Genomic DNA, 24,295 nt, shown 5'->3' with positions numbered 1-24,295 from the left:
CGGGTTTTTTCGTAAACCGTGCCGGTTACAGGCTGGATACGTTCTCAGACAGGTATTTAGCTACGCCGTCTGGAGAAGCAGCCATACCTTCTTTACCTTTTTCCCACTGAGCCGGGCACACTTCACCGTGCTCTTCGTGGAACTGGAGCGCGTCAACCATGCGCAGCATTTCGTCGATGTTACGACCCAGCGGCAGATCGTTCACAACCTGGTGACGAACGATGCCGTTTGCGTCGATCAGGAAAGAGCCACGCAGTGCAACGCCAGCGTCCGGATGTTCGATACCGTAAGCCTGCTGGATTTCGCGTTTGATGTCCGCAACCATCGCGTATTTCACCGCACCGATGCCGCCGTTTTCGACAGGGGTGTTACGCCATGCGTTGTGTACAAATTCAGAGTCGAAGGAGACGCCAACCACTTCCACGCCACGCTTCTGGAATTCTTCGTAACGTTTGTCGAACGCGATCAGCTCAGACGGGCAAACGAAAGTGAAGTCCATTGGCCAGAAGAACAGAACGGTCGCTTTACCGTTGGTGTGCTGTTTGAAGTTGAAGTTTTCAACGATTTCACCGTTGCCCAGAACGGCGGCAGCTGTAAAATCCGGAGCCGGACGAGTTACCAGAACCATATGATTCTCCTGTAGATACTAAGGTTATTTAGAACGCAACGCGGGCCAGTATAGAGGCAGTACGGGAATAAGACAAAGAGGTGGTAACAATCGTTCCACCAGCTTTTACCTATCAATCGAACCGACTTCACAGTTCTTTGTTTTTTGCCTGCGCCATCATACGCGGATAGAACTGCCAGAAGCGGGTTTCCAGCGCATCGTAATGTTCATCCAGGTCATGCCATGAGTCGCGCAGCGCGTCCAGCCGCGGGCGACGGCTCGCCATGCCGTTCAGCACGTTCTGAATGAAATCCATCTCGTGGTATCGCTCCAGCCAGCGTTCAGACCACAGATAGTTATTCAGATTCACAAAGCGCGGCGGGGAGTCCGGCAAAATGATCGACACCTGCGCGTGGGCGTAGCGCACAAACTCAGGCAGCGACATGTCAGGCGACAACTGTAACCAGTGGCGCGACAGGAAGTGATCCCACATGACGTCGAGCGTGATCGGCGCCACGCGTCGCGTTTCGGGGCGGAACCAGGCTTTGGCTTCCGTCACTTCCGGCAGATTATCGGTCAGCACATCGATGCGGCGGTGCATAAAAATCCCGTCGACAACCTCCTGGGAATAGTCCTCCGCGGGGTTACCGCGCACAAAATCGGCCAGCAAATTGCCGGAAAGGGAGCTGTCCGCGAGATGAGCGAGATGCAGGTGAGCGAGAAAATTCATGCGTTTTATTTGTCCAGAAGCGGCTAGTTGTTGCAGCAAAAGGGTGTGAGCACTAGACTATGCCGCCTGTTTTTAAGTCACGAGTATACGTCATGCGCGTCGCCGATTTCTCCTTTGAACTACCTGAATCCCTGATTGCTCACTACCCCATGCCTGAGCGTAGCAGCTGTCGCTTGCTGTCACTGGACGGGCCAACGGGCGCGCTGACGCACGGTACTTTCACCGATCTGCTCGACAAGCTCAACCCTGGCGATCTGCTGGTCTTTAACAATACCCGCGTGATCCCGGCGCGTCTGTTTGGCCGTAAAGCCAGCGGCGGCAAGATTGAAGTGCTGGTCGAACGTATGCTCGATGATAAACGTATTCTGGCACATATTCGCGCATCCAAAGCGCCGAAGCCGGGCGCTGAGCTGCTGCTGGGGGATGACGAGAGCATTAAAGCGACCATGACCGCGCGTCACGACGCGTTGTTTGAAGTGGAATTCAACGACGAGCGTACGGTGCTCGATATCCTGAACGCCATCGGCCACATGCCGCTGCCGCCGTACATTGAGCGCCCGGACGAAGAGGCCGACCGCGAGCTGTACCAGACCGTCTACAGCCAGAAGCCTGGCGCAGTGGCGGCGCCAACGGCGGGCCTGCACTTTGATGAACCGCTGCTGGAAAAACTGCGCGCCAAAGGCATTGAGATGGCGTTTGTGACGCTGCACGTCGGCGCGGGTACGTTCCAGCCGGTGCGCGTGGACAGCATCGAAGACCACATCATGCACTCCGAGTATGCCGAAGTGCCGCAGGAGGTTGTGGACGCGGTGCTGGCGGCGAAAGCGCGCGGTAGCCGCGTTGTGGCCGTGGGTACAACGTCGGTACGTTCCCTTGAGAGCGCCGCGCAGGCCGCGAAAAGCGAGTTGATTGAGCCGTTCTTTGGCGATACGCAGATCTTTATCTACCCGGGTTATCAGTACAAAGTCATTGATGCGCTGGTGACCAACTTCCATCTGCCTGAATCGACGCTGATTATGCTGGTCTCCGCGTTTGCGGGGTATCAGCATACGATGAACGCCTACAAGTCTGCGGTAGAACAAAAATATCGCTTTTTTAGCTACGGTGACGCGATGTTTATCACGTACAATCCGCAGGCTTTGAATGAGCGTGTCGGGGAATAAGTCCGCGGCACCGTGTTACAACGTTGGACTGTTTTTCTGACGTCGGAGAAAAAATGAAATTTGAACTCGATACCACCGATGGCCGCGCGCGTCGCGGTCGTCTGGTGTTTGATCGCGGCGTGGTAGAAACCCCCGCGTTTATGCCTGTGGGCACGTACGGCACCGTAAAAGGGATGACGCCGGAAGAAGTTGAAGCCACTGGCGCACAGATTATCCTCGGCAACACCTTCCACCTGTGGCTGCGTCCGGGTCAGGAGATCATGAAGCTCCACGGCGATCTGCACGATTTTATGCAGTGGAAAGGCCCCATTCTCACCGACTCCGGCGGTTTCCAGGTCTTCAGCCTGGGCGATATTCGTAAAATCACCGAGCAGGGCGTACATTTCCGTAACCCGATTAACGGTGATCCGATCTTCCTCGATCCGGAAAAATCCATGGAGATTCAGTACGATCTCGGCTCCGATATCGTGATGATCTTCGACGAATGTACGCCATACCCGGCGGACTGGGACTATGCGAAACGTTCCATGGAGATGTCCCTGCGCTGGGCGAAGCGTAGCCGTGACCGTTTTGACTCCCTGCAAAACAAAAATGCGCTGTTCGGCATTATTCAGGGCAGCGTTTACGAAGATTTACGCGATATCTCGGTTAAAGGTCTGGTAGAGATAGGCTTTGATGGCTACGCTGTCGGCGGTTTGGCTGTGGGTGAGCCGAAGGAAGATATGCACCGTATTCTGGAGCATGTTTGCCCGCAAATCCCGGCGGATAAACCACGATACCTGATGGGTGTAGGTAAACCAGAAGATCTGGTGGAAGGCGTACGTCGCGGCATTGATATGTTCGACTGCGTCATGCCAACCCGAAACGCGCGTAACGGTCATCTGTTCGTTACCGATGGCGTGGTGAAAATCCGTAACGCGAAGCATAAGAGTGACACCAGCCCGCTCGATTCCGAGTGCGATTGCTATACCTGTCGCAATTATTCTCGCGCGTACCTGCATCATCTCGATCGTTGCAATGAGATTTTAGGTGCGCGTCTCAATACCATTCATAATCTTCGTTATTATCAGCGCTTAATGGCTGGTTTACGTAAGGCTATCGAAGAGGGTAAATTAGAGAGCTTCGTGACCGATTTCTACCAACGTCAGGGGCGGGATGTTCCACCGTTGAACGTTGATTAATTTTAATAATGAGGGAATTTGAATGAGCTTTTTTATTTCTGATGCGGTAGCAGCAACGGGTGCACCAGCGCAGGGCAGCCCGATGTCTCTGATTCTGATGCTGGTTGTGTTCGGTCTGATCTTCTACTTCATGATCCTGCGTCCACAGCAGAAGCGTACTAAAGAGCACAAAAACCTGATGAACTCCATCGCGAAAGGCGATGAAGTCCTGACCAATGGTGGCCTGGTGGGTCGCGTAACCAAAGTAGCGGAAAACGGCTACATTGCTATCGCCCTCAACGACACCACTGAAGTGGTTATCAAACGTGACTTCGTAGCTGCCGTTCTGCCGAAAGGCACCATGAAGGCGCTGTAATCCCAACTTTTCCCAAAGGGAACTGCCGTGTTAAACCGTTATCCTTTGTGGAAGTACATCATGCTGGTCGTCGTGATTATCGTCGGCCTGCTGTACGCGCTTCCCAACCTGTATGGTGAGGATCCGGCCGTTCAAATCACTGGCGCGCGCGGTGTCGCCGCCAGTGAGCAAACGCTGATCCAGGTCCAGAAAACGTTACAAGAAGAAAAAATTACCGCTAAGTCTGTGGCACTGGAAGAGGGCGCAATTCTTGCTCGCTTCGACACCACCGACACGCAGCTCCGCGCACGTGAAGCGCTGATGGGCGTGCTGGGTGATAAATATGTCGTGGCGCTTAACCTTGCTCCTGCAACCCCACGCTGGCTGGCTGCGCTGAATGCAGAGCCAATGAAACTGGGTCTTGACCTGCGTGGCGGCGTTCATTTCCTGATGGAAGTGGATATGGATACCGCGCTCGGCAAGCTACAGGAACAGAATATCGACAGCCTGCGCAGCGATCTGCGCGATAAGGGCATTCCGTACACCACCGTACGTAAAGAAGATAACTACGGCATGAGCATCACGTTCCGCGACAGCGCGGCACGCGATCAGGCTGTGACCTATCTGTCTCAGCGTCACCGCGATCTGGTGATCACCTCTCAGGGCAGCAACCAGCTGCGTGCGGTAATGACCGACGCGCGTCTGAGTGAAGCGCGCGAATATGCCGTTCAGCAGAACATCAACATTCTGCGTAACCGTGTAAACCAGCTGGGCGTGGCGGAGCCACTGGTACAGCGTCAGGGTGCTGACCGTATCGTGGTCGAACTGCCAGGTATCCAGGACACCGCCCGTGCGAAAGAGATTCTGGGCGCGACGGCGACCCTGGAGTTCCGTCTGGTTAACTCCAACGTCGATCAGGCTGCTGCGGCCTCAGGCCGTGTGCCGGGCGATTCCGAAGTGAAACAAACCCGCGAAGGCCAGCCGGTTGTGCTGTACAAACGCGTGATCCTGACCGGTGACCATATCACCGACTCCACTTCAAGCCAGGATGAGTACAACCAGCCGCAGGTTAACATCTCGCTGGATAGCGCAGGTGGCAACATCATGTCTAACTTCACCAAGGACAACATCGGTAAACCGATGGCGACCCTGTTCGTGGAGTACAAAGACAGCGGTAAGAAAGACGCCAATGGCCGTGCGGTACTGGTGAAAGAGGAAGAGGTGATTAACATCGCCAACATCCAGTCTCGTCTGGGTAACAGCTTCCGTATTACCGGTATCAGCAACCCGAACGAAGCGCGTCAGCTCTCTCTGCTGCTGCGTGCCGGTGCGCTGATTGCGCCAATTCAGATTGTTGAAGAACGTACCATCGGCCCAACCCTGGGTATGCAGAACATCAAACAGGGTCTGGAAGCGTGTCTGGCCGGTCTGGCGGTGTCCATCATCTTCATGATCTTCTTCTATAAGAAGTTTGGTCTGATTGCGACCTCCGCGCTGATTGCCAACCTGGTGCTGATCATCGGTATTATGTCCCTGCTGCCGGGGGCGACGCTAACCATGCCAGGTATCGCGGGTATCGTTCTAACCCTTGCGGTGGCGGTCGACGCCAACGTACTGATAAACGAACGTATCAAAGAAGAGCTGAGCAACGGTCGCTCTGTACAGCAGGCGATTGAAGAAGGCTACAAAGGGGCGTTCAGCTCCATCTTCGATGCGAACGTAACAACACTGATTAAGGTTCTTATCCTGTATGCAGTGGGTACTGGCGCGATCAAAGGCTTTGCGATTACTACCGGTATCGGTGTCGCAACGTCGATGTTTACCGCTATTGTCGGCACCCGTGCCATCGTGAACCTGCTGTACGGCGGCAAGCGCGTCAAAAAGCTGTCTATCTGAGGAGTGCGTTGTGGCACAGGAATATACTGTTGAACAATTGAACCACGGCCGTAAAGTCTGGGACTTTATGCGCTGGGACTACTGGGCCTTCGGCATTTCAGGGTTACTGCTGATCTTGTCCATCGCCGTTATGGGCGTGAAAGGCTTTAACTGGGGTCTGGATTTCACCGGTGGTACGGTGATCGAAATTACCCTGGAAAAACCGGTCGATATGGACCAGATGCGTGAATCGCTGCAAAAAGCGGGCTTTGAAGAGCCGCTGTTGCAGAACTTCGGCAGCAGCCGCGACATCATGGTGCGTATGCCGCCGGTGCACGATGCCAATGGCAGCCAGGAGCTGGGCAGTAAGGTCGTTCAGGTGATTAACGAAACGACCAGCCAGGATGCAACGGTTAAGCGTATTGAGTTTGTCGGCCCGAGCGTCGGTGCAGACCTTGCGCAGACCGGTGCGATGGCGCTGCTGGTAGCGCTGATCTCCATCCTGGTGTACGTCGGTTTCCGCTTCGAGTGGCGACTGGCGGCCGGTGTGGTTATCGCCCTGGCGCACGACGTGGTGATCACCATGGGCATACTGTCTCTGTTCCACATTGAGATTGACCTGACCATCGTGGCATCCCTGATGTCCGTTATCGGTTACTCACTGAACGACAGTATCGTGGTATCTGACCGTATTCGTGAAAACTTCCGTAAGATCCGTCGCGGTACGCCGTACGAAATCTTTAACGTGTCGTTGACCCAGACGCTGCACCGTACGTTGATCACCTCCGGCACCACCCTGATGGTGATCCTGATGCTGTTCCTGTTCGGTGGTCCGGTGCTGGAAGGCTTCTCGCTGACCATGCTGATTGGTGTCTCCATCGGTACGGCGTCGTCTATCTACGTCGCGTCCGCGCTGGCACTGAAACTGGGCATGAAGCGCGAGCACCTGCTCCAGCAGAAGGTCGAAAAAGAAGGGGCGGATCAGCCGTCTATTCTGCCGTAAGAGTCTTATGCGATATCAAAATCCCGGCCAGGTGGTCGGGATTTTTTTTGTCTGCATCTCACAAACACTCCTGACAGTATGCTGTCAGGAGCCCTGTCGTAGACTCCTTCTGAACCCTAACAACAGGCAGGAGGACGTATGAAAAGTGTTATTAACTGGTTTGAAATTCCGGTCTCGGATATGGATCGCGCCATTAAATTTTATGAGCCGGTGATGCAGCTCGCGCTGCGTCGCGAGAAAATGGACTGTGCGGAGCTGGCCGTTTTCCCGCATGAGGATCCGTATACCGGCGGGGCGCTGGCAAAATTTGACGGCATTACACCGTCTTTGCAGGGCGCTATTATTTACCTGCATACTGACAATCTGGCGGCCACGCTAGATCGTGTTGCTTCTGCGGGCGGAGAGTGCGTGTTTGGCCCGCTGGAACTGCCGCAAGGCATTGGCACTATAGCCCTGTTTACCGACAGCGAAGGTAATCGCGTCGGCCTCCATCAACCGGTATGAGAGTAAACCGATGACCCGACGCGCTGACCGTTTGTTCCAGATTGTGCAGATCCTGCGGGGCAGGCGTCTGACAACGGCAGCGCATCTGGCGGAAAGGCTTGGCGTGTCCGAGCGCACGGTGTACCGCGATATCCGCGACCTGTCGCTTTCCGGCGTGCCGGTGGAAGGCGAGGCGGGAAGCGGATATCGGCTGATGTCGGGTTTTGATTTACCGCCGCTGATGCTGACCAACAAGGAGTCCGAGGCGCTGATGGTGGCGATTCGCCTGCTCAAAACCTGGGGCGGGGAATCGCTGTCGCGCGAGCTGGAGTCGGCTCAGGAGAAAGTGCTGGCGATCCTGCCAGAAGAGAGCCGCCGAAAAGCTGAACAGACGCGGATTTACGCGCCGGATATTGCCCTTCAGCCACACTCCCGTAGTGGTTTCGACGTGATCCACCAGGCAATTTCTGCCCTGCGTGTGCTGGCGCTGCACTACCGGGATGAAGCCGGGCAGTTAACCTGGCGTGAGGTTCAGCCGCTGGGGCTGTTCTTCTGGGGAGAGCACTGGCTGCTGGCGGCATGGTGTGAGCGGCGCGATGACTACCGCTGTTTCCGTCTCGACCGGTGTTTGCATATTACGCTGACGGAAAGACGCTTTAGCGAAAGCGCGGACAGGTCGCTGGCGGATTTTTTACGGAAGGTGAAGCAGTAAAAAGCCAGCGCCTGAGCTGGCTTATGCGCCGGGTGGCGCTTCGCTTACCCGGCCTACGATTTGCGACGTTATCGGGTTTTGTAGGCCGGGTAAGGCGAAGCCGCCACCCGGCACTCAACGCTGGATTAGAAGTTGTAACCCACGACCAGGTAACCACCCCAACCGGTAGAACGGACGCTGAAGTCGCCGTTGCCGAAGTTCAGGCTGGCGTCGTCGTTCCACTGACCACCGTTGTGCCAGTAACGCGCAACAACAGAGTAGTGCCAGTGATCGTAGTTCAGCGCCAGGATGTGGCTGGACGCGATAGAATCATTGGTGCGCGCTTTCTTACCGTTCAGGTCACGGAAGTCGTTATCGCCCAGGTCTGAACCCCAGTCAAAGTTGGTGAAGCCGATGTAGCTCAGGTTGCCGCCCCACAGCTGGGTGATTGGCACGAAGTATTTCACTTTGAAACGGTAGCCGTCCCACTCGTTCTCGTTCGCAGCGCCGTAGTTCTGCCACTGGTATTTTGCGTAGACGTTCATGGACAGGCTCATCGGCAGGCCAGTCTCAATGTCTGTACCCAGACCCATATACCAGGTGCTCTGACGACCAGACTTATTGCGGCCCATGTCGTAGATATAGTTGTTCGCGAAATACCACTCTTTGAACGGACCAAACGCCAGGCTGGTACCGGTCAGTTTGTCGATGGAGAAGCGCGGTTCGATCTCCATGAACAGTGGGGAGCCGTGGTTCCAGATACCTTTCGCATCGGTGTTACCGCCGAAGAATACCGGTGCATCCATGTAACCGTAGAAATCAAACCAGTCTTTTTTAGCGAACGCTTCGTACTCGAGGTAAGTATCGTTACGGATCTGTGGTCCGAAACGGGTGTGGTAGCTGCCTACCACGTTAACGCTCTGGTGCCACCAGTCGGAGAGGTATTGCGGTTTGTCGTTTTCCGCTGCGTTAACAGTGAAAGAGGAGGACAGTGCCAGAACTGCACCGGCTGCGAGTAATGTTTTTTTCATAATCATGCCACTGATTGAAATTCCCTTCCGGGAGTGAAAAATGCGCGAATTGCGTTTCTAAATATTTCGTGTTTCTGCGGAGCCTATTATAGGAATCCTTGCTCACAAAAATATGTGTTGTTTCACATATCGCTCACACACGTAATCGATTGCGTTCACGTTTGCGTACTTTAGACGGGCGGGATTGTAGCGGCAATCATTTATGTTGCCAATCCATACGAAATGTAAATGTTAGCGGAGTGACATTTCACTCCGCTAAAAGGGAGGGTTATTGCGCGGTGGTTTGAATGTCGTGAATGCGGATAAAGCCCAACTGTTCTGGCGTGAGTCCGCTCAGCTGGATCGGGATATCAACATCGCTCGGCGCCAGCGTGCTGGCGGGGGCGGTGAAAAGCTGATTCTTCACGTTCACTTCCTGGTAGTTCTCCGTGGTGCCCTGAATCTGGCCCCACTCTACGGTGCCGCTGAACGCGGGAAGCGGATCGTTGGATTCACCCTGAATGCGTAATGTTGCGCGAGTACCATCAGCATTCGCTGCAACATTCACCAGAGACATCTTTAACGTACCAATCTGGCTGTTCAGGCGCGCGGGCGTATTTGCGCCTGGCAATAAATAAACGCCATTGCTGGATTTCGCATTGAGCGCGTTCTGTTGGGTGATCTTCACGGTTTCTTTGTTAAGTTTGTCCATCGCCACGTTCAGCGTATTTACGCTTTGTTTCATCTCGCGGACTTCACTTTGCTGTGCGCAGGCGCTGAGCGTGAACAGGCTCCCCACCAGCACTATTTTCAGGTAACGTCTTGTCATTGCGTTTAATTCCTTGAAATCACAGATTGCTGCAATGGTAGACAGGATAGTGCCCTCAGGCATAGATCCTTTGTCTCAAAAAGCTCTTCCTTTGTTGTCGGGCCAGTTCAGGGTAAAATAGAAATCAGTTAACCAGATAACAGGGACATCGTATGCATTGCCCATTTTGCTCCGCTGTGGATACCAAAGTCATCGACTCGCGTCTTGTAGGCGAAGGGTCTTCCGTGCGCCGTCGTCGGCAGTGTCTGGTGTGCAACGAGCGTTTCACCACCTTTGAGGTGGCAGAGCTGGTAATGCCGCGCGTGGTAAAAAGTAACGATGTGCGCGAACCGTTCAATGAAGAAAAACTGCGTAGCGGGATGCTCAAGGCGCTGGAAAAACGGCCCGTCAGCTCCGATGACGTCGAAATGGCGTTAAACCACATCAAATCTTATCTGCGGGGGTTAGGTGAGCGGGAAGTGCCGAGCAAAATGATCGGCAATCTGGTGATGGAACAGCTGAAAAAGCTCGATAAAGTCGCCTATATCCGCTTCGCCTCCGTTTATCGTAGCTTCGAAGACATCAAAGAGTTTGGCGAAGAGATCGCCCGCTTACAGGATTAAGCTCATGCACGATGAGATGTACATGGCGCGAGCTATGAAGCTGGCGCAGCGCGGTCGGTTTACCACTCACCCTAACCCCAATGTCGGGTGCGTCATTGTTAAAGATGGCGAGATTGTGGGGGAAGGTTTTCACTATCGCGCAGGCGAGCCGCATGCTGAAGTGCATGCCCTGCGCATGGCGGGTGAGAAAGCGCGTGGCGCGACGGCCTACGTAACGCTGGAGCCATGCAGCCATCACGGACGTACGCCGCCGTGCTGTGAAGCGCTGATTGCGGCGGGCGTCTCGCGCGTTGTTGCCGCCATGCAGGATCCCAACCCGCAGGTGGCGGGCCGCGGGCTGTATCGTCTGCAACAGGAGGGGATCGACGTCAGTCACGGCCTGATGATGCAGGATGCGGAAGCCATCAACAAAGGCTTCCTGAAGCGCATGCGCACCGGCTTCCCGTTTATCCAGCTTAAGCTTGGCGCGTCACTGGATGGCCGCACGGCGATGGCGAACGGCGAAAGCCAGTGGATCACCTCGCCGCAGGCAAGGCGCGATGTGCAACGTCTGCGCGCGCAAAGCCATGCTATTCTCACCAGCAGTGAAACGGTGCTGGCTGACGATCCGGCCATGACCGTGCGCTGGGATGAGCTGAATGCCGATACCCAGGCACTTTATCCGCAGGAGAATCTGCGTCAGCCGCTGCGCATTATTATTGATAGCCAGAACCGTGTGATGCCAGAGCACCGTATCGTGCAGCAGCCGGGTGAAACCTGGATTGCCCGCACCAAAGAAGATACCCGCGACTGGCCGCAAGGCGTACGCAGCATTATGGTGCCGGAGCATAACGGACATCTGGATTTAGTGGTGCTGATGATGTTGCTCGGCAAACAGCAGGTCAACAGCATCTGGGTCGAAGCCGGTCCGACGCTCGCCGGTGCGCTGCTCCAGGCGGGGCTGGTGGATGAGCTTCTCGTCTACGTTGCGCCTAAACTATTAGGTTACGACGCGCGCGGCCTGTTTGTGCTGCCCGGCCTTGAAAAACTGGCCGACGCGCCGCAACTCACATTCAGCGAGATCCGTCCGGTAGGTCCGGATGTCTGCCTCCATTTAACGACAGCGTAATTGCTCCTGAAATAGGGAAGCAGTGCGCAAAGTATTATGATAAAATCCGCCCCCCTGCGGGGCCAAATGAACCCGTAAAGGAAGAGTATGAACATTATTGAAGCTGCTGTAGCTACCCCGGACGCTCGCGTCGCCATCACCATCGCGCGTTTCAACAACTTCATCAACGATAGCCTGCTGGAAGGTGCGGTTGACGCCCTGAAACGCATCGGCCAGGTTAAAGATGACAACATTACCGTCGTTTGGGTACCAGGTGCTTACGAACTGCCACTGGCAGCAGGCGCGCTGGCGAAAACCGGTAAATACGACGCGGTGATTGCGCTGGGTACTGTTATTCGTGGCGGCACTGCGCACTTCGAATACGTTGCGGGCGGTGCAAGCAATGGTCTGGCGCATGTTGCACAGGATGCTGAAATTCCTGTTGCGTTCGGCGTACTGACTACCGAAAGTATTGAACAAGCCATCGAACGTGCTGGCACCAAAGCCGGTAACAAAGGTGCAGAAGCTGCACTGACCGCGCTTGAAATGATCAATGTATTGAAAGCCATTAAGGCCTGATTTTTTTGTAAGGGGAATTCCGTGAAACCTGCTGCTCGTCGCCGCGCCCGTGAATGTGCCGTTCAGGCGCTTTACTCCTGGCAGTTGTCCCAGAACGACATCGCTGATGTTGAATACCAGTTCCTGTCAGAACAGGACGTGAAAGACGTTGACGTTCTGTACTTCCGTGAACTGCTGTCGGGAGTGGCGACTAATAGCGCGTATCTCGATGGTCTGATGAAGCCATACCTGTCCCGTCTGCTTGAAGAGCTGGGCCAGGTCGAAAAAGCAGTGTTGCGTATCGCGCTGTTTGAGCTGTCAAAACGTGATGATGTGCCGTACAAAGTGGCCATCAACGAAGCGATCGAACTGGCGAAAACCTTCGGCGCTGAAGACAGCCACAAGTTTGTTAACGGCGTGCTGGATAAAGCCGCACCTGCGATCCGTCCCCACAAAAAGTGATCCGCAAACCGGAGTCCTGCATTGCCGTAACGGCAGTGCGGCTCCGGTTTTTTCTTTTATTTGCTGAGGCATAACGTATGGCATGCGGCGAATTCTCCCTGATTGCCCGTTATTTCGACCGTGTCAGAACCTCTCGTCTTGATGTTGAAACCGGCATTGGCGATGACTGTGCACTTCTCAATATTCCTGAAAAACAGACGCTGGCAATCAGCACCGACACCTTAGTGTGTGGGCGTCACTTCCTGCCCGATATCGATCCTGCTGACCTGGCGTATAAGGCGCTGGCGGTCAACGTCAGCGATCTGGCGGCAATGGGCGCCGACCCGGCCTGGCTGACGCTGGCTCTGACGCTGCCGGAGGTGGATGAAGCCTGGCTTGAAGCCTTCAGCGATGCGCTGTTTGAACAGCTGAATTATTACGATATGCAGCTGATTGGCGGCGATACCACTGCCGGTCCGCTGTCGATGACCCTGGCGATCCACGGCTATGTGCCTGCCGGGCGCGCGCTCAAACGCTCGGGCGCAAAACCGGGCGACTGGATCTACGTCACCGGTACGCCGGGGGACAGCGCGGCCGGGCTGGCGATCCTTCAGAACCGTTTAGCGGTTGAAGATGCTGACGATGCGGCGTACCTGGTGAAACGCCACCTGCGACCCACGCCGCGTATTTTGCACGGTCAGGCGCTGCGCGAGCGGGCCAGTTCGGCTATCGATCTGTCTGACGGGCTGATCTCCGATCTTGGTCATATTCTGAAAGCCAGCGGCGTGGGCGCGCGGATCGATCTGGATCTGTTCCCACTGTCAGAGCAGCTGCTTCGCCATGCCGGGCCTGAACAGGCGCTGCGCTGGGCGTTATCCGGTGGGGAAGATTATGAGCTGTGCTTTACCGTTCCCGAACTGAATCGCGGGACGCTGGATGTGGCGTTAGCGCATCTGGGGGCGAAATTTACCTGTATCGGGCAGGTGATGCCGGAAAGTGAAGGGCTGCTGTTTGTCCGTGACGGCTCCCCGGTTACGCTCGACTGGAAAGGGTACGATCACTTCGCGTGAGTTTGTGCGCTCTGTATTGCCGGGTGGCGCTGCGCTTACCCGGCCTACAAATAGGGTGCGATCGTAGGCCGGGTAAGCGCAGCGCCACCCGGCAAGAGTTTACTTAAACCCCACCACGGGATGCTGCTGATACGGCGTTTCCAGCTCGGCAATCTGCTCCGGCGTCAGCGATAAATCCACCGCACTCAACAACTCATCCAGCTGTTCTTCCCGCGATGTGCCCACAATCGGCGCGGCGACACCGCGCTTGCTCAGCAGCCACGCCAGCGCCACCTGCGCGCGCGTTGCACCGATATCGTCGGCAATCCCGGCCAGACGTTCGGCAATTAACGCATCGCTGGCTTCTGTATCGTCATACAGGTTTTTACCCACTTCATCCGATACCAGCCGGGCGGTGGTTTCCCCCCACGGGCGGGTTAATCGCCCGCGCGCCAGCGGACTCCAGGGGATCACCGCCACGCCTTCCTGATAGCAGAGCGGCAGCATCTCGCGCTCTTCTTCCCGGTAAATCAGGTTGTAGTGATCCTGCATGGTGACAAAGCGCGCCCAGCCGTGCTGCGCCTGGAGATCGAGCGCCTGGGCAAACTGCGACGCATGCATGGACGATGCGCCGATGTAGCGCGCTTTACCGGCTTTCACGACGTCATTTAGCGCTTCAAGCGTCTCTTCAATCGGGGTGTTGTAATCCCAGCGGTGAATTTGCAGCAGGTCGACGTAATCCATGTTCAGGCGTCTGAGGCTGTCATCAATGGAACGGAGAATTTGCGCGCGAGAAAGGCCTTCAGCCAGATCGCCTGACGGGTAGTACACCTTGGTGGCGACCACGATATCATCCCGACGGGCAAAATCACGCAGGGCGCGACCCACAATCTCTTCGCTGCTGCCGTCGGAGTAGCTGTTAGCGGTATCGAAAAAGTTGATGCCGCCGTCAATGGCGCGCCTGATGATGGGGCGGCTGCTCTCTTCCGGCAGCGTCCAGGCATGATTCCCCCGGTCAGGCTCGCCAAACGTCATGCACCCCAGGCAAAGCCGGGACACCTTAAGGTCCGTTTTTCCTAATGTCGTGTATTGCATGGTTCCGCTCCTGCTATTTAAACACTGTGTTTAAGCATAGCAGGAGCAGAAAAGGGGAGGGATCAGGCCAGCCAGGTGCGGATTTTGGCTTCGATACCGGCGGCATCCAGACCAATGTCGGCGCGCGCTTCGTCCTGAGTGCCTTGCGGGATGAAGTGGTCAGGGAGGCCGAGATTAAGCACCGGAACGGCTTTACGGTTCGCCATCAGCACTTCGTTCACGCCGCTACCCGCGCCACCCATGATGGCGTTCTCTTCCAGCGTGACCAGCACGTCATGGCTTTCCGCCATGCTCAGAATCAGAGATTCATCGAGCGGCTTCACAAAGCGCATATCCACCAGCGTCGCGTTGAGGTTTTCAGCGACTTTTGCCGCTTCCGGCATCAGCGTACCAAAGTTCAGGATCGCCACTTTTTCACCGCGACGTTTCACCAGGCCTTTACCGATGTCCAGTTTTTCCAGCGGCTGCAATTCAACGCCCAGGGCATTACCGCGTGGATAACGTACCGCACAGGGGCCTTCCTGATAGTGATAGCCGGTATAGAGCATCTGACGACACTCGTTTTCGTCGCTTGGCGTCATGATCACCATGTCCGGGATGCAGCGCAGGAATGAGAGGTCAAACGCCCCCTGGTGCGTCTGTCCGTCAGCCCCGACGATGCCCGCACGATCGATAGCAAACAGCACCGGCAGCTTCTGGATGGCAACGTCATGGATAACCTGATCGTAGGCGCGTTGCAGGAAGGTGGAGTAGATCGCCACCACCGGCTTGTAGCCGCCAATTGCCAGTCCCGCAGCGAAGGTAACGGCGTGCTGCTCGGCAATGGCGACGTCAAAATACTGGTCCGGATATTTTTTGGAAAACTCCACCATGCCGGAGCCTTCACGCATGGCGGGGGTCACCGCCATCAGCATGTTGTCTTTCGCCGCCGTTTCGCACAGCCAGTCGCCAAAGATTTTTGAATAGCTCGGCATGCCGCCGCTGCTTTTTGGCAGACAACCGCTGGTATGGTCAAATTTCGGTACGGCGTGGAAAGTGATCGGATCTTTTTCCGCCGGTTCGTAGCCACGCCCTTTTTTGGTCATGATGTGCAGGAACTGCGGGCCTTTCAGGTCACGCATGTTTTTAAGCGTCGTCACCAGACCCAGCACATCGTGGCCGTCCACCGGGCCAATATAGTTAAAGCCCAGCTCTTCGAACAGCGTACCCGGCACGACCATGCCCTTAATGTGTTCTTCAGTACGCTTAAGCAGCTCTTTGATCGGCGGCACGCCGGAGAAGACTTTTTTACCGCCTTCACGCAGTGAGGAGTAAAGCTTGCCGGACAGCAGCTGCGCCAGATGGTTATTCAGCGCGCCGACGTTCTCGGAGATCGACATCTCGTTATCGTTGAGGATAACCAGCATGTCCGGTTTGATATCGCCCGCGTGGTTCATGGCCTCAAAGGCCATCCCGGCGGTGATCGCTCCGTCGCCAATCACGCAGACGGTGCGGCGTTGTTTGTTCTCTTTTTCGGCGGCAACGGCAATACCGATACCTGCTGAAATCGAGGTGGAAGAGTGACCGACGCTCAACACGTCATATTCACTCTCGCCGCGCCACGGGAACGGGTGCAGGCCACCTTTCTGGCGAATGGTGCCAATTTTATCGCGACGTCCGGTCAGAATTTTGTGCGGATAGGCCTGGTGGCCGACATCCCAGATAAGCTGATCGAACGGCGTGTTATAGACGTAATGCAACGCCACGGTCAGCTCAACCGTGCCAAGTCCGGAGGCGAAGTGGCCGCTGGAGCGGCTAACGCTGTCGAGCAGGTAGCGACGCAGCTCGTCACACAGCTTCGGCAGACTCTCTTTCGGCAACAGACGTAACTCCTGAGTGGAGTCAACTAACGCCAGTGTCGGGTATTTGGCAATATCAAAACTCATCAAAGGCTCATCGAGATTTATAGTTTATTTATCACGCTGGATTATGTAGTCCGCTAGCGCTTCCAGTGCCGAGGTATCCAGCGATTGCGCGGCCAGCTCATTCAGCGACCGGCGGGCATCGTCTATCAGATCCCGGGCTTTACGTTGGGCATGCTCAAGGCCCAACAGGGCGGGGTAGGTACTTTTGCCAAGCTGCTGATCCGCACCCTGACGTTTTCCCAATGTTGCAGTATCGCCCACCACATCCAGAATGTCATCCTGAACCTGGAATGCCAGACCGATACTTTCTGCGTATCTGTCCAGAATCGGCAGGGCGTTGCGCCCGCGTTCACCCGCGCTCAACGCGCCCAGGCGAACGGCTGCACGAATCAGCGCACCCGTTTTGTGACGGTGGATGCGCTCCAGCTGTTCCAGAGTCACCTGACGACCTTCAGCCTCTAAATCCAGCGCCTGGCCGCCACACATGCCTGCCACACCGCTGGCCATTGCCAGTTCGGACACCATTGCCAGACGATCGCGATCGCTCACCTCAACCATCGGCGCATCGCTCAGAATCGAGAAGGCCAGGGTTTGCAGCGCATCCCCCGCCAGAATCGCGTTCGCTTCGCCAAATTTGATATGGCAGGTTGGCTGACCGCGACGCAGATCGTCATCGTCCATGGCTGGCAAATCATCGTGGATCAGCGAATAGGCGTGGATACACTCCACGGCGGCTGCCGGGGCGTCCAGCGTGTTATCGCTGATACCGAACATGTTGCCCGTGGCATACACCAGGAACGGACGCAGGCGTTTACCCCCCAAGAGTGCGCCATAGTGCATGGCTTCTACCAGTGGAGTGTTCTGAAAAGGCTGCGGCTCAATGAAACGGCGCAGCGCGTCGTTGGCGCGAACGACGCGCGCCTGAAGCGCGTTGGTAAAATCCATTTACTCGGCGTCCGGTGTGAATGGCGTGGTTTTAGCGTCTTCGCTGTCGGAAAGCAGGATCTGTACACGCTGCTCGGCCTGCTGGAGTTTTACCTGCCCCTGGCGCGCAAGCTGCACGCCGCGTTCAAATTCGTTGAGCGCGTCTTCCAGCGGGAGATCGCCGCTCTCAAGACGGGTAACGATCTGCTCCAGTTCACTCAGCGCAGTTTCGAAACTGGCCGGTGCGTCGTTTTTCTTCGGCATAGTGAATTGACTCTTAAATTTTTCGCCCTGACATGGTAACGGACTCGGGGCAATTATCAAATAACGCGAGTGGCGCGATGGTGGTATACTTGCGCGCCTGGATGCAGCCACGGGTGTGGGCTGCTGTATCATTTTCCACTACAAGCCTTTATAAGCTTGCCTAAGAAACATTGCCGCCATGAAGTTTATCATTAAATTGTTCCCTGAAATCACCATCAAAAGCCAATCCGTGCGTTTGCGCTTTATTAAAATTCTCACCGGGAACATTCGTAACGTATTAAAACACTACGACGAAACGCTCGCCGTGGTGCGTCACTGGGACCACGTAGAAGTCCGCGCGAAAGACGAAAACAAACGTCTTGATATTCGCGACGCGCTGACCCGTATCCCGGGTATTCACCATATTCTGGAAGTGGAAGACGTTCCCTTCACCGATATGCACGATATCTTCGAAAAGGCGCTGGTACAGTACCGCGACCAGATCGAAGGGAAAACGTTCTGTGTGCGCGTGAAGCGCCGCGGTAAGCATGAGTTTAGCTCTATTGAAGTTGAACGCTACGTCGGCGGCGGTCTGAACCAGCACGTCGAGACGGCGCGCGTGCGACTGACTAACCCGGACGTCACCGTTAACCTTGAGATCGAGAACGATCGTCTGCTGCTGGTAAAGGGCCGCTACGAAGGTATTGGCGGTTTCCCTATCGGCACTCAGGAAGATGTGCTGTCGCTGATCTCTGGCGGGTTCGACTCCGGCGTCTCCAGCTATATGCTGATGCGTCGCGGCTGCCGCGTGCATTACTGCTTCTTTAACCTGGGCGGTGCGGCGCATGAAATCGGCGTACGTCAGGTGGCGCATTACCTGTGGAACCGCTTCGGCAGCTCTCACCGCGTACGTTTTGTGGCGATCAACTTTGAGCCGGTCGTCGGTGAAATCCTCGAAAAAGTGGACGACGGGCAGATGGGCGTGGTGCTGAAGCGCATGATGGTGCGCGCGGCGTCCAAAGTGGCTGAGCGCTACGGCGTGCAGGCGCTGGTCACCGGTGAAGCGCTGGGGCAGGTCTCCAGCCAGACGCTGACCAACCTGCGTCTTATCGACAACGTGTCTGATACGCTGATCCTGCGTCCGCTGATCTCGCACGATAAAGAGCACATTATCGATCTGGCGCGCAAAATCGGTACTGAAGATTTTGCCCGTACCATGCCGGAATATTGCGGCGTGATCTCAAAAAGTCCAACCATCAAAGCGGTGAAGGCGAAGATCGAAGCGGAAGAAGAGAACTTCGATTTCAGCATCCTGGAAAAAGTGGTGGCGGAAGCGTCCAACATCGATATCCGCGAGATTGCCCAGCAGACCGAGCAGGAAGTGGTAGAAGTTGAAACCGTCAGCGGCTTTGGTGCTAACGATACGATTCTGGATATCCGTTCTGTTGATGAGCAGGATGACAAGCCGTTGCAGGTGGAAGGCGTGGAGGTGGTATCACTGCCGTTCTACAAGCTGAGCACCCAGTTTGGCGATCTCGACCAGAGCAAAACGTATCTGCTGTGGTGCGAACGCGGGGTCATGAGCCGTTTGCAGGCGCTGTATCTGCGTGAGCAGGGCTTCGCGAACGTGAAGGTATATCGTCCGTAGTTTATTGTCGGGGAGTGCGGCCTGATGCCCTCACCCCGGCCCTCTCCCACAGGGAGAGGGAGAAAAGATGAGCACATGTAGGCCGGGTAAGGCGTAGCCGCCACCCGGCTTTTTTTATGCACTACTCTTCATAGTAGTTATAAATCCCCGCTGCCATCACCAGCGATGACGCCACTTCGTACGCTTTCTCGCGCCCGACCAGCAGGTCGATAATCTTCAGGCCAAAATCAATCGCGGTGCCTGGCCCCTGACTGGTGAGCAGGTTAACGCGCGGATCCCAGACAACGCGTTTGTCCACCCACTGGTCTTCCGGGATCGTCTCCTTTAGCGCAGGGAAGCCGGTCATATTGCCGATGGGGAATATGTCGTGCGGAACCAGCACCGTTCCGGCGGCGGCGCAGAGGGTGGCGACGATACGCCCGGAAAGATGAAACTGTCGCACGGTTTCGACCAATAGCGGGCTGTCGCGGAAACACTCCGCGCCTTTTAAGCCGCCGGGCAGCACGATAATGTCGTAATCACCGTCCGCTACCTGCACAAGCGGGGCATCCGCCAGGATTTTCACCCCGCGTGAACAGGTGACCGCAAGATTGCCGTCGCTGGCAACGCTGGCGGTGGTCACCGTGATACCGCCCCGCACCAGTAAATCAATAGTGGTGACAGCTTCCATCTCTTCGCTACCAGGGGCGAGGCATACCAGTGCTGACGCGCTCATACTCATTCTCCTTACGTTTAACCTGATCGTACAGGCGGGCGTTTTCAGGTACCGCGATACCGTGCGCACGGGCGCGCTTTAACAGATAGCCGGTGATATAGTCGATTTCGGTGTGACGTAACGCACGTACGTCCTGTAGCATCGAAGAGATATTTTCTTTAGTGCTATCAATCACCTGCTCGACATAATAGCGTAAATCATCCGCGGAGGTGTGCAAGCCTTCGCGTTCCACCACCGAAGCGACTTCTTCGCACAGCGTCGCTATCTCCTGCGGATGGTTTTTTAGCTCGCCGTTCGGGCAGTCCCACAGTGCCGTCAGCGGGTTGATCACACAGTTTACCGCCAGCTTGCGCCACAGCTGAGGGCGGATGTTGTTGTGCCAGGCGACGTCCGGCAATACCTTTTGCAGGATATCGGCCAGATAGCTGTAATCGCCATCCTGCTCGCGGGCCGGACCGATATGCGTCACGCCGCTGGCGACATGCACGATGATATTGCCGTCGCGACGTGCAGCGTGCGTGGTGGTCGCCATCAGCAGGGGCTGTGGAACGCTTTTCAGCTCATCAAGTGTGCCCATGCCGTTATGCAGCAGCAGAATGGGGGAAGTGGGGGGGAGCTGCGCGGCCAGCGCTTTTACCGCGTCAGAAACCTGCCACGCTTTGAGCGTCACCAGCAGCAGGTCGCTTTGCGCGAGGAAATCCGGATCGTTCGCGGTGAGGGATTCATTAAAAATGCTTCCGTCTTCACCAATCAGGTTGACACTGCAATAGGGCTGGGGCACGCGCAGCCAGCCCTGAACCTCATGTCCGTGCTTGCACAGCGCGGTCAGCCACAGCTGGCCAAGCGCTCCGCATCCGAGCACTGTAATTTTCATTGTTCCTCCTCACCTGCAACTGCGCCAGGTGTTACAGCTTAATTATACAGCTAAGCTTCTGTTGAGTTATGCCTCGTAGCGGGTATTATGCAACGCAACAAAAGTGAAGGGAGAAGAAAAGATGCCATCTTTCGATATTGTTTCCGAAGTTGATATCCAGGAAGTTCGCAACGGCGTTGAGAACGCAACCCGCGAAGTTGAGTCACGTTTTGATTTTCGTGGCGTTGAGGCGTCGTTTGAGCTGAACGACGCAAATAAGACCATTAAGGTGCTGAGCGAGTCTGATTTCCAGGTAAATCAGCTGCTCGACATTCTGCGCGCCAAGCTGTTAAAGCGCGGCATCGAAGGAACGTCTCTCGATGTACCAGACGAATTTGTGCACAGCGGTAAGAACTGGTTTGTAGAAGCAAAGCTGAAGCAGGGTATTGAGAGCGCGGTGCAGAAGAAGATCGTTAAGCTCATCAAAGACAGTAAGCTGAAGGTCCAGGCGCAGATCCAGGGCGAAGAAATTCGTGTGACCGGGAAATCTCGCGACGATCTCCAGTCCGTTATGGCGCTGGTACGCGGCGGCGATTTAGGTCAGCCGTTCCAGTTTAAAAACTTCCGCGATTAATTTCAGAGAAAAGAGTAAAAGAGCCGTCATAATGAACGGCTCTTTTTTTATGAATCTGGAACCCGCTAAACAGGAATTACAGATATTTCAGCGTAATCGTTGCCTGACCGTCAATTGCGGTATCGTCGGTAATGGCAAGCGTGGCGGTATTCTGAATGGCCAGAGAAACCTGAAGTGGGAAAGTCACAGATTTAAATGCAACGGGCTCCAGCGTACCTGTAGCGGCTACACTGTAGACCGCTCGGGTCGGAGACAGTTGGCCCTTTGTGGCGTTGGAGGTCCAGTTTGGTGCGCCGCTATCGCTCCAGTCCGGGCTTGAAATAAAGTCTACGGATTTACCATCAGCAAGAATACTGTCGGTCCTGGCGCTTACCGCCCAGCTTCCGATTTTCACACCTCCGTCAGTCACACCAACACCATAGGTATCAAAGCCAAGTGATGCTGAAGAACCATTAAAGTATGCATTTTCAACGGTCAGATACGCGTCGGAACTGTTGCGGTCATCATCAACCTGAAAACCCACTTTTGTATTGCTGGCGCAGCTAATTGTCAGATCGATGTTTTTCTGACCAAGCTGGTTTGTCGCGGTCGCAGAGAGTTCGCCAAGACGGATCATGCCATAATCAACAACACCGCCGTTACTCAGTTCCGGAGTACACGCCGCGTTGGTAAGGGTGCCTTTAACTTTCAGTACAGCCGAAGGATCGGCGGCAAACGCTGAAGTGACACACAGCGCGAGGGTTGAAGCGAGAAGAATCTTTTTCATTTGTTAATCCATAACATGTTAATAAAAATAAAGTAAGAACAGTTACCTATATTATTGACAGCATGTCCCTTCCATAAACATAGCCTCTGAGTTTCATGCCCAGACAAAAGTGTATTTAGAATTTGACGTTATACAATGTAGGAAATTTAACGACTGTTTTAAGGTGGTGTGAATACATTTTATGAAATGAATTGTTGAGTGAATTTTATTATTACTTTAACTGCTGTGCGCGGGAGTTAAGCTAAAAACAGTGAAAAATGGTAACGTTTTACGGTTATCCTGAAACAAAATGGAAGATTATATTTCCTGGAGTGTGGGGTAACGTATTTTTATATAGATTATATGAATGATTCCTCGGTGCGGTCAGGCACATGCGAAATGTGCCTGACATGATTGAACAGTCGCTTAAACCAGGGCTTGTTCGACTTCGTAGCGATTGGTCACTTTACTGTCAATTTTGACGTAGACGCTACGCTCTTCAGGGACAATAAAGACCTCGCTAACCCCTTCTTTTGCTTCCAGACGCTGTTGCAGCAAGGCGTTTATCTCCACGCCTTCCGGAATTTCCACGCGCAGGCTGCTGACATAAGGCGGCTCTTTCATCGTGCTTGCCACGGCCAGCCATACCATTGCCAGCAGCGCGCCAACCAGAAACACGGTCTGGCCGTCAAACATCCCGTCAACCCAGCCACCCAGCGAGCCGCCAATCGCGACGCCCAGAAACTGGCTGGTGGAATAAACGCCCATCGCCGTGCCTTTATATCCTGCCGGTGACTCTTTGCTGATAAGCGAGGGGAGGAGGGCTTCCATCAGATTAAACGCCAGAAAAAAGAGCTGAACGCCGATAATCAATTCCCAGAAGTGTGAGCCCGCACCCCAGAGAATAATTTCTGCAATCACAATCAGGGTCACGCAGCCCAGGAATACCCGTTTCATCTGACGCTTAACTTCGGCATAGATAATAAACGGCACTACGGAAGCAAACGAAATCAGCATCGTTACCAGATACACTTTCCAGTGTTCGGCGGCGGACAGGCCCGCAGCGGCAAGCTGGCCGGGCAGCGCGACAAAGGTAGACATCAACAAAATGTGCAGACACATAATGCCAACGTTGAGTTTCAGCAGTCTGGGCTCAGCCAGTACTTTACTGAAGCTACCTTTGACCATGCCCGACTCACGGTTCAGAACATGATTCTTGCTGTCTGGCACCACCCAGAGGGTAATGACAATGCCTGTGGCGGCGAGAACGGCAATCATCCAGAACAAGGCGTTGAGGCCAAGGGCATGAGTAATAATCGGTCCTAATACCATGGCAATGGCGAAGGTGATGCCAAAACTGACGCCAATAAAGGCCATCGCTTTCGTTCGATTTTGCTCGCGGGTTAAATCTGAGAGGAGCGCCATCACGGCGGCGGCAATCGCCCCTGATCCCTGAAGCGCGCGACCAAGAATAATGCCCCAGATAGAATCTGAAAGCGCAGCAATGACGCTACCGATGATAAACACCGCCAGCCCGCCGACAATCAGCGGTTTACGCCCAACGCGATCGGAAAGCAGCCCAAACGGGATCTGAAAAATGGCCTGCGCCAGACCGTAAATGCCAATCGCAAGGCCAATCAGCGCTTCGCTGGCCCCCTGTAGCGCCATGCCGTACGTGGTCAGAACAGGCAGGACCATAAACATGCCAAGCATCCGTAGCGAAAACACAGTCCCTAAACCCCAGGTCGCGCGTAGCTCGCCTGGCGTCATTTTATAATCGTTCATTACCACCTCTACCAAAAAGCAGGCCATAGTTTAGGCGGGGTGATAAGTGCGGTAAATAGGTGTTTGTTTAAGAGATATTACGAGGGTGTAATAAAAGCACCCCCGG

At 55.0% G+C, this 24,295-nt stretch carries 26 protein-coding genes; 14 read left to right on the top strand and 12 right to left on the bottom strand.

Going from position 1 to position 24,295, the window contains the following annotated elements:
* Positions 1–25: 25 nt before the first annotated feature.
* A complete protein-coding gene (locus tag BH712_RS09285; protein ID WP_003859113.1) occupies positions 26–628 on the bottom strand; it encodes a peroxiredoxin C in 603 nt (200 codons plus the stop codon).
* A gap of 127 nt (positions 629–755) precedes the next feature.
* The gene (gene acpH / locus BH712_RS09280) at positions 756–1,337 is read right to left on the bottom strand and encodes an ACP phosphodiesterase (protein ID WP_006809917.1); all 582 of its coding nucleotides are present in this window, start codon (positions 1,335–1,337) and stop codon (positions 756–758) included.
* A 92-nt stretch (positions 1,338–1,429) separates the two neighbouring features.
* Between acpH and queA the strand changes: the two genes are divergently transcribed.
* The 7 genes from queA (at position 1,430) to BH712_RS09245 (ending at position 8,088) form a co-directional block, all read left to right on the top strand.
* Positions 1,430–2,500, top strand: a complete 1,071-nt coding sequence (gene queA, locus BH712_RS09275) for a tRNA preQ1(34) S-adenosylmethionine ribosyltransferase-isomerase QueA (protein WP_006809916.1) — start codon at positions 1,430–1,432, stop codon at positions 2,498–2,500.
* A gap of 53 nt (positions 2,501–2,553) precedes the next feature.
* Positions 2,554–3,681 (top strand): tRNA guanosine(34) transglycosylase Tgt, encoded by a 1,128-nt coding sequence (tgt, locus tag BH712_RS09270; protein WP_003859110.1) that lies wholly within the window; start codon positions 2,554–2,556, stop codon positions 3,679–3,681.
* Positions 3,682–3,703: 22 nt separating this feature from the next.
* Positions 3,704–4,036, top strand: coding sequence for a preprotein translocase subunit YajC (yajC, locus tag BH712_RS09265; protein WP_003859109.1), 333 nt, complete (start codon positions 3,704–3,706; stop codon positions 4,034–4,036).
* Between the two features lie 27 nt (positions 4,037–4,063).
* On the top strand, positions 4,064–5,911 hold the full coding sequence (secD, locus tag BH712_RS09260) for a protein translocase subunit SecD (RefSeq protein WP_003859106.1): 1,848 nt from the start codon (positions 4,064–4,066) through the stop codon (positions 5,909–5,911).
* Between the two features lie 10 nt (positions 5,912–5,921).
* On the top strand, positions 5,922–6,893 hold the full coding sequence (gene secF / locus BH712_RS09255) for a protein translocase subunit SecF (RefSeq protein ID WP_006809915.1): 972 nt from the start codon (positions 5,922–5,924) through the stop codon (positions 6,891–6,893).
* A gap of 138 nt (positions 6,894–7,031) precedes the next feature.
* A complete protein-coding gene (locus BH712_RS09250; RefSeq protein ID WP_006809914.1) occupies positions 7,032–7,397 on the top strand; it encodes a VOC family protein in 366 nt (121 codons plus the stop codon).
* A gap of 10 nt (positions 7,398–7,407) precedes the next feature.
* On the top strand, positions 7,408–8,088 hold the full coding sequence (locus BH712_RS09245) for a helix-turn-helix transcriptional regulator (RefSeq protein ID WP_006809913.1): 681 nt from the start codon (positions 7,408–7,410) through the stop codon (positions 8,086–8,088).
* Between the two features lie 125 nt (positions 8,089–8,213).
* On the opposite strand, the gene BH712_RS09240 is transcribed toward BH712_RS09245, so the two are convergent.
* Together BH712_RS09240 and BH712_RS09235 are read right to left on the bottom strand one after the other, a co-directional pair.
* Positions 8,214–9,098, bottom strand: coding sequence for a nucleoside-specific channel-forming protein Tsx (locus tag BH712_RS09240; protein ID WP_032673778.1), 885 nt, complete (start codon positions 9,096–9,098; stop codon positions 8,214–8,216).
* A gap of 268 nt (positions 9,099–9,366) precedes the next feature.
* Entirely contained in the window at positions 9,367–9,906 is a 540-nt protein-coding gene (locus BH712_RS09235; protein ID WP_032673777.1) for a SadB/YajI family lipoprotein, read from the bottom strand.
* A gap of 152 nt (positions 9,907–10,058) precedes the next feature.
* Here BH712_RS09235 and nrdR point away from each other — a divergent pair, with 152 nt between their 5' ends.
* The 5 genes from nrdR (at position 10,059) to thiL (ending at position 13,664) form a co-directional block, all read left to right on the top strand.
* Positions 10,059–10,508, top strand: coding sequence for a transcriptional regulator NrdR (gene nrdR / locus BH712_RS09230; RefSeq protein WP_003859099.1), 450 nt, complete (start codon positions 10,059–10,061; stop codon positions 10,506–10,508).
* Positions 10,509–10,512: 4 nt separating this feature from the next.
* Positions 10,513–11,616, top strand: a complete 1,104-nt coding sequence (gene ribD / locus BH712_RS09225; RefSeq protein WP_006809909.1) for a bifunctional diaminohydroxyphosphoribosylaminopyrimidine deaminase/5-amino-6-(5-phosphoribosylamino)uracil reductase RibD — start codon at positions 10,513–10,515, stop codon at positions 11,614–11,616.
* Positions 11,617–11,703: 87 nt separating this feature from the next.
* Positions 11,704–12,174 (top strand): 6,7-dimethyl-8-ribityllumazine synthase, encoded by a 471-nt coding sequence (gene ribH, locus BH712_RS09220; protein WP_003859098.1) that lies wholly within the window; start codon positions 11,704–11,706, stop codon positions 12,172–12,174.
* Between the two features lie 21 nt (positions 12,175–12,195).
* On the top strand, positions 12,196–12,615 hold the full coding sequence (gene nusB / locus BH712_RS09215) for a transcription antitermination factor NusB (protein WP_006809908.1): 420 nt from the start codon (positions 12,196–12,198) through the stop codon (positions 12,613–12,615).
* Positions 12,616–12,692: 77 nt separating this feature from the next.
* Positions 12,693–13,664, top strand: coding sequence for a thiamine-phosphate kinase (gene thiL / locus BH712_RS09210; RefSeq protein ID WP_006809907.1), 972 nt, complete (start codon positions 12,693–12,695; stop codon positions 13,662–13,664).
* Positions 13,665–13,763: 99 nt separating this feature from the next.
* Here the strand turns inward: thiL and BH712_RS09205 are convergent, their stop codons facing one another.
* The 4 genes from BH712_RS09205 to xseB form a co-directional block, all read right to left on the bottom strand.
* Positions 13,764–14,738: an aldo/keto reductase gene (locus BH712_RS09205; protein ID WP_006809906.1), complete on the bottom strand. Its 975-nt coding sequence runs from the start codon at positions 14,736–14,738 to the stop codon at positions 13,764–13,766.
* Between the two features lie 62 nt (positions 14,739–14,800).
* Entirely contained in the window at positions 14,801–16,663 is a 1,863-nt protein-coding gene (dxs, locus tag BH712_RS09200; RefSeq protein ID WP_006809905.1) for a 1-deoxy-D-xylulose-5-phosphate synthase, read from the bottom strand.
* 24 nt (positions 16,664–16,687) lie between these two features.
* Complete coding sequence (ispA, locus tag BH712_RS09195; RefSeq protein ID WP_006809904.1) at positions 16,688–17,587, bottom strand: (2E,6E)-farnesyl diphosphate synthase; 900 nt, start codon at positions 17,585–17,587, stop codon at positions 16,688–16,690.
* Positions 17,588–17,830: an exodeoxyribonuclease VII small subunit gene (gene xseB, locus BH712_RS09190; protein WP_003859094.1), complete on the bottom strand. Its 243-nt coding sequence runs from the start codon at positions 17,828–17,830 to the stop codon at positions 17,588–17,590.
* Positions 17,831–18,008: 178 nt separating this feature from the next.
* Here xseB and thiI point away from each other — a divergent pair, with 178 nt between their 5' ends.
* Positions 18,009–19,457 (top strand): tRNA uracil 4-sulfurtransferase ThiI, encoded by a 1,449-nt coding sequence (thiI, locus tag BH712_RS09185; protein WP_006809903.1) that lies wholly within the window; start codon positions 18,009–18,011, stop codon positions 19,455–19,457.
* A 121-nt stretch (positions 19,458–19,578) separates the two neighbouring features.
* Here the strand turns inward: thiI and yajL are convergent, their stop codons facing one another.
* Both yajL and panE read right to left on the bottom strand, forming a co-directional pair.
* Complete coding sequence (gene yajL / locus BH712_RS09180; RefSeq protein ID WP_006809902.1) at positions 19,579–20,172, bottom strand: protein deglycase YajL; 594 nt, start codon at positions 20,170–20,172, stop codon at positions 19,579–19,581.
* Positions 20,135–21,046: a 2-dehydropantoate 2-reductase gene (panE, locus tag BH712_RS09175; protein ID WP_006809901.1), complete on the bottom strand. Its 912-nt coding sequence runs from the start codon at positions 21,044–21,046 to the stop codon at positions 20,135–20,137. The genes yajL and panE overlap by 38 nt, the downstream gene beginning before the upstream one ends.
* A 121-nt stretch (positions 21,047–21,167) precedes the next feature.
* On the opposite strand from panE, the gene BH712_RS09170 reads away from it, so the two are divergent.
* The gene (locus BH712_RS09170) at positions 21,168–21,659 is read left to right on the top strand and encodes a YajQ family cyclic di-GMP-binding protein (RefSeq protein ID WP_023293165.1); all 492 of its coding nucleotides are present in this window, start codon (positions 21,168–21,170) and stop codon (positions 21,657–21,659) included.
* A gap of 76 nt (positions 21,660–21,735) precedes the next feature.
* Here BH712_RS09170 and BH712_RS09165 read toward each other — a convergent pair whose 3' ends face one another.
* Both BH712_RS09165 and BH712_RS09160 read right to left on the bottom strand, forming a co-directional pair.
* Positions 21,736–22,425: a DUF1120 domain-containing protein gene (locus BH712_RS09165; protein WP_006809899.1), complete on the bottom strand. Its 690-nt coding sequence runs from the start codon at positions 22,423–22,425 to the stop codon at positions 21,736–21,738.
* A gap of 405 nt (positions 22,426–22,830) precedes the next feature.
* Positions 22,831–24,189: an MFS transporter gene (locus BH712_RS09160; protein WP_032673629.1), complete on the bottom strand. Its 1,359-nt coding sequence runs from the start codon at positions 24,187–24,189 to the stop codon at positions 22,831–22,833.
* Positions 24,190–24,295 lie beyond the last annotated feature (106 nt).

Source organism: Enterobacter hormaechei ATCC 49162, from assembly GCF_001875655.1.
Lineage (GTDB): Bacteria > Pseudomonadota > Gammaproteobacteria > Enterobacterales > Enterobacteriaceae > Enterobacter > Enterobacter hormaechei.
Note: the sequence above shows the minus strand (reverse complement) of the source record. Positions and strands in the feature narration are given on the sequence as shown.

What these genes read in the sequence shown, in the direction of transcription:
- BH712_RS09285 (WP_003859113.1), bottom strand. Translation starts at nt 628, where the DNA reads ATGGTTCTGGTAACTCGTCCGGCTCCGGATTTTACAGCTGCCGCCGTT.
- acpH (WP_006809917.1), bottom strand. Translation starts at nt 1,337, where the DNA reads ATGAATTTTCTCGCTCACCTGCATCTCGCTCATCTCGCGGACAGCTCC.
- queA (WP_006809916.1), top strand. Translation starts at nt 1,430, where the DNA reads ATGCGCGTCGCCGATTTCTCCTTTGAACTACCTGAATCCCTGATTGCT.
- tgt (WP_003859110.1), top strand. Translation starts at nt 2,554, where the DNA reads ATGAAATTTGAACTCGATACCACCGATGGCCGCGCGCGTCGCGGTCGT.
- yajC (WP_003859109.1), top strand. Translation starts at nt 3,704, where the DNA reads ATGAGCTTTTTTATTTCTGATGCGGTAGCAGCAACGGGTGCACCAGCG.
- BH712_RS09250 (WP_006809914.1), top strand. Translation starts at nt 7,032, where the DNA reads ATGAAAAGTGTTATTAACTGGTTTGAAATTCCGGTCTCGGATATGGAT.
- BH712_RS09245 (WP_006809913.1), top strand. Translation starts at nt 7,408, where the DNA reads ATGACCCGACGCGCTGACCGTTTGTTCCAGATTGTGCAGATCCTGCGG.
- BH712_RS09240 (WP_032673778.1), bottom strand. Translation starts at nt 9,098, where the DNA reads ATGAAAAAAACATTACTCGCAGCCGGTGCAGTTCTGGCACTGTCCTCC.
- BH712_RS09235 (WP_032673777.1), bottom strand. Translation starts at nt 9,906, where the DNA reads ATGACAAGACGTTACCTGAAAATAGTGCTGGTGGGGAGCCTGTTCACG.
- nrdR (WP_003859099.1), top strand. Translation starts at nt 10,059, where the DNA reads ATGCATTGCCCATTTTGCTCCGCTGTGGATACCAAAGTCATCGACTCG.
- ribD (WP_006809909.1), top strand. Translation starts at nt 10,513, where the DNA reads ATGCACGATGAGATGTACATGGCGCGAGCTATGAAGCTGGCGCAGCGC.
- ribH (WP_003859098.1), top strand. Translation starts at nt 11,704, where the DNA reads ATGAACATTATTGAAGCTGCTGTAGCTACCCCGGACGCTCGCGTCGCC.
- thiL (WP_006809907.1), top strand. Translation starts at nt 12,693, where the DNA reads ATGGCATGCGGCGAATTCTCCCTGATTGCCCGTTATTTCGACCGTGTC.
- BH712_RS09205 (WP_006809906.1), bottom strand. Translation starts at nt 14,738, where the DNA reads ATGCAATACACGACATTAGGAAAAACGGACCTTAAGGTGTCCCGGCTT.
- dxs (WP_006809905.1), bottom strand. Translation starts at nt 16,663, where the DNA reads ATGAGTTTTGATATTGCCAAATACCCGACACTGGCGTTAGTTGACTCC.
- ispA (WP_006809904.1), bottom strand. Translation starts at nt 17,587, where the DNA reads ATGGATTTTACCAACGCGCTTCAGGCGCGCGTCGTTCGCGCCAACGAC.
- xseB (WP_003859094.1), bottom strand. Translation starts at nt 17,830, where the DNA reads ATGCCGAAGAAAAACGACGCACCGGCCAGTTTCGAAACTGCGCTGAGT.
- thiI (WP_006809903.1), top strand. Translation starts at nt 18,009, where the DNA reads ATGAAGTTTATCATTAAATTGTTCCCTGAAATCACCATCAAAAGCCAA.
- yajL (WP_006809902.1), bottom strand. Translation starts at nt 20,172, where the DNA reads ATGAGCGCGTCAGCACTGGTATGCCTCGCCCCTGGTAGCGAAGAGATG.
- panE (WP_006809901.1), bottom strand. Translation starts at nt 21,046, where the DNA reads ATGAAAATTACAGTGCTCGGATGCGGAGCGCTTGGCCAGCTGTGGCTG.
- BH712_RS09170 (WP_023293165.1), top strand. Translation starts at nt 21,168, where the DNA reads ATGCCATCTTTCGATATTGTTTCCGAAGTTGATATCCAGGAAGTTCGC.
- BH712_RS09165 (WP_006809899.1), bottom strand. Translation starts at nt 22,425, where the DNA reads ATGAAAAAGATTCTTCTCGCTTCAACCCTCGCGCTGTGTGTCACTTCA.
- BH712_RS09160 (WP_032673629.1), bottom strand. Translation starts at nt 24,189, where the DNA reads ATGAACGATTATAAAATGACGCCAGGCGAGCTACGCGCGACCTGGGGT.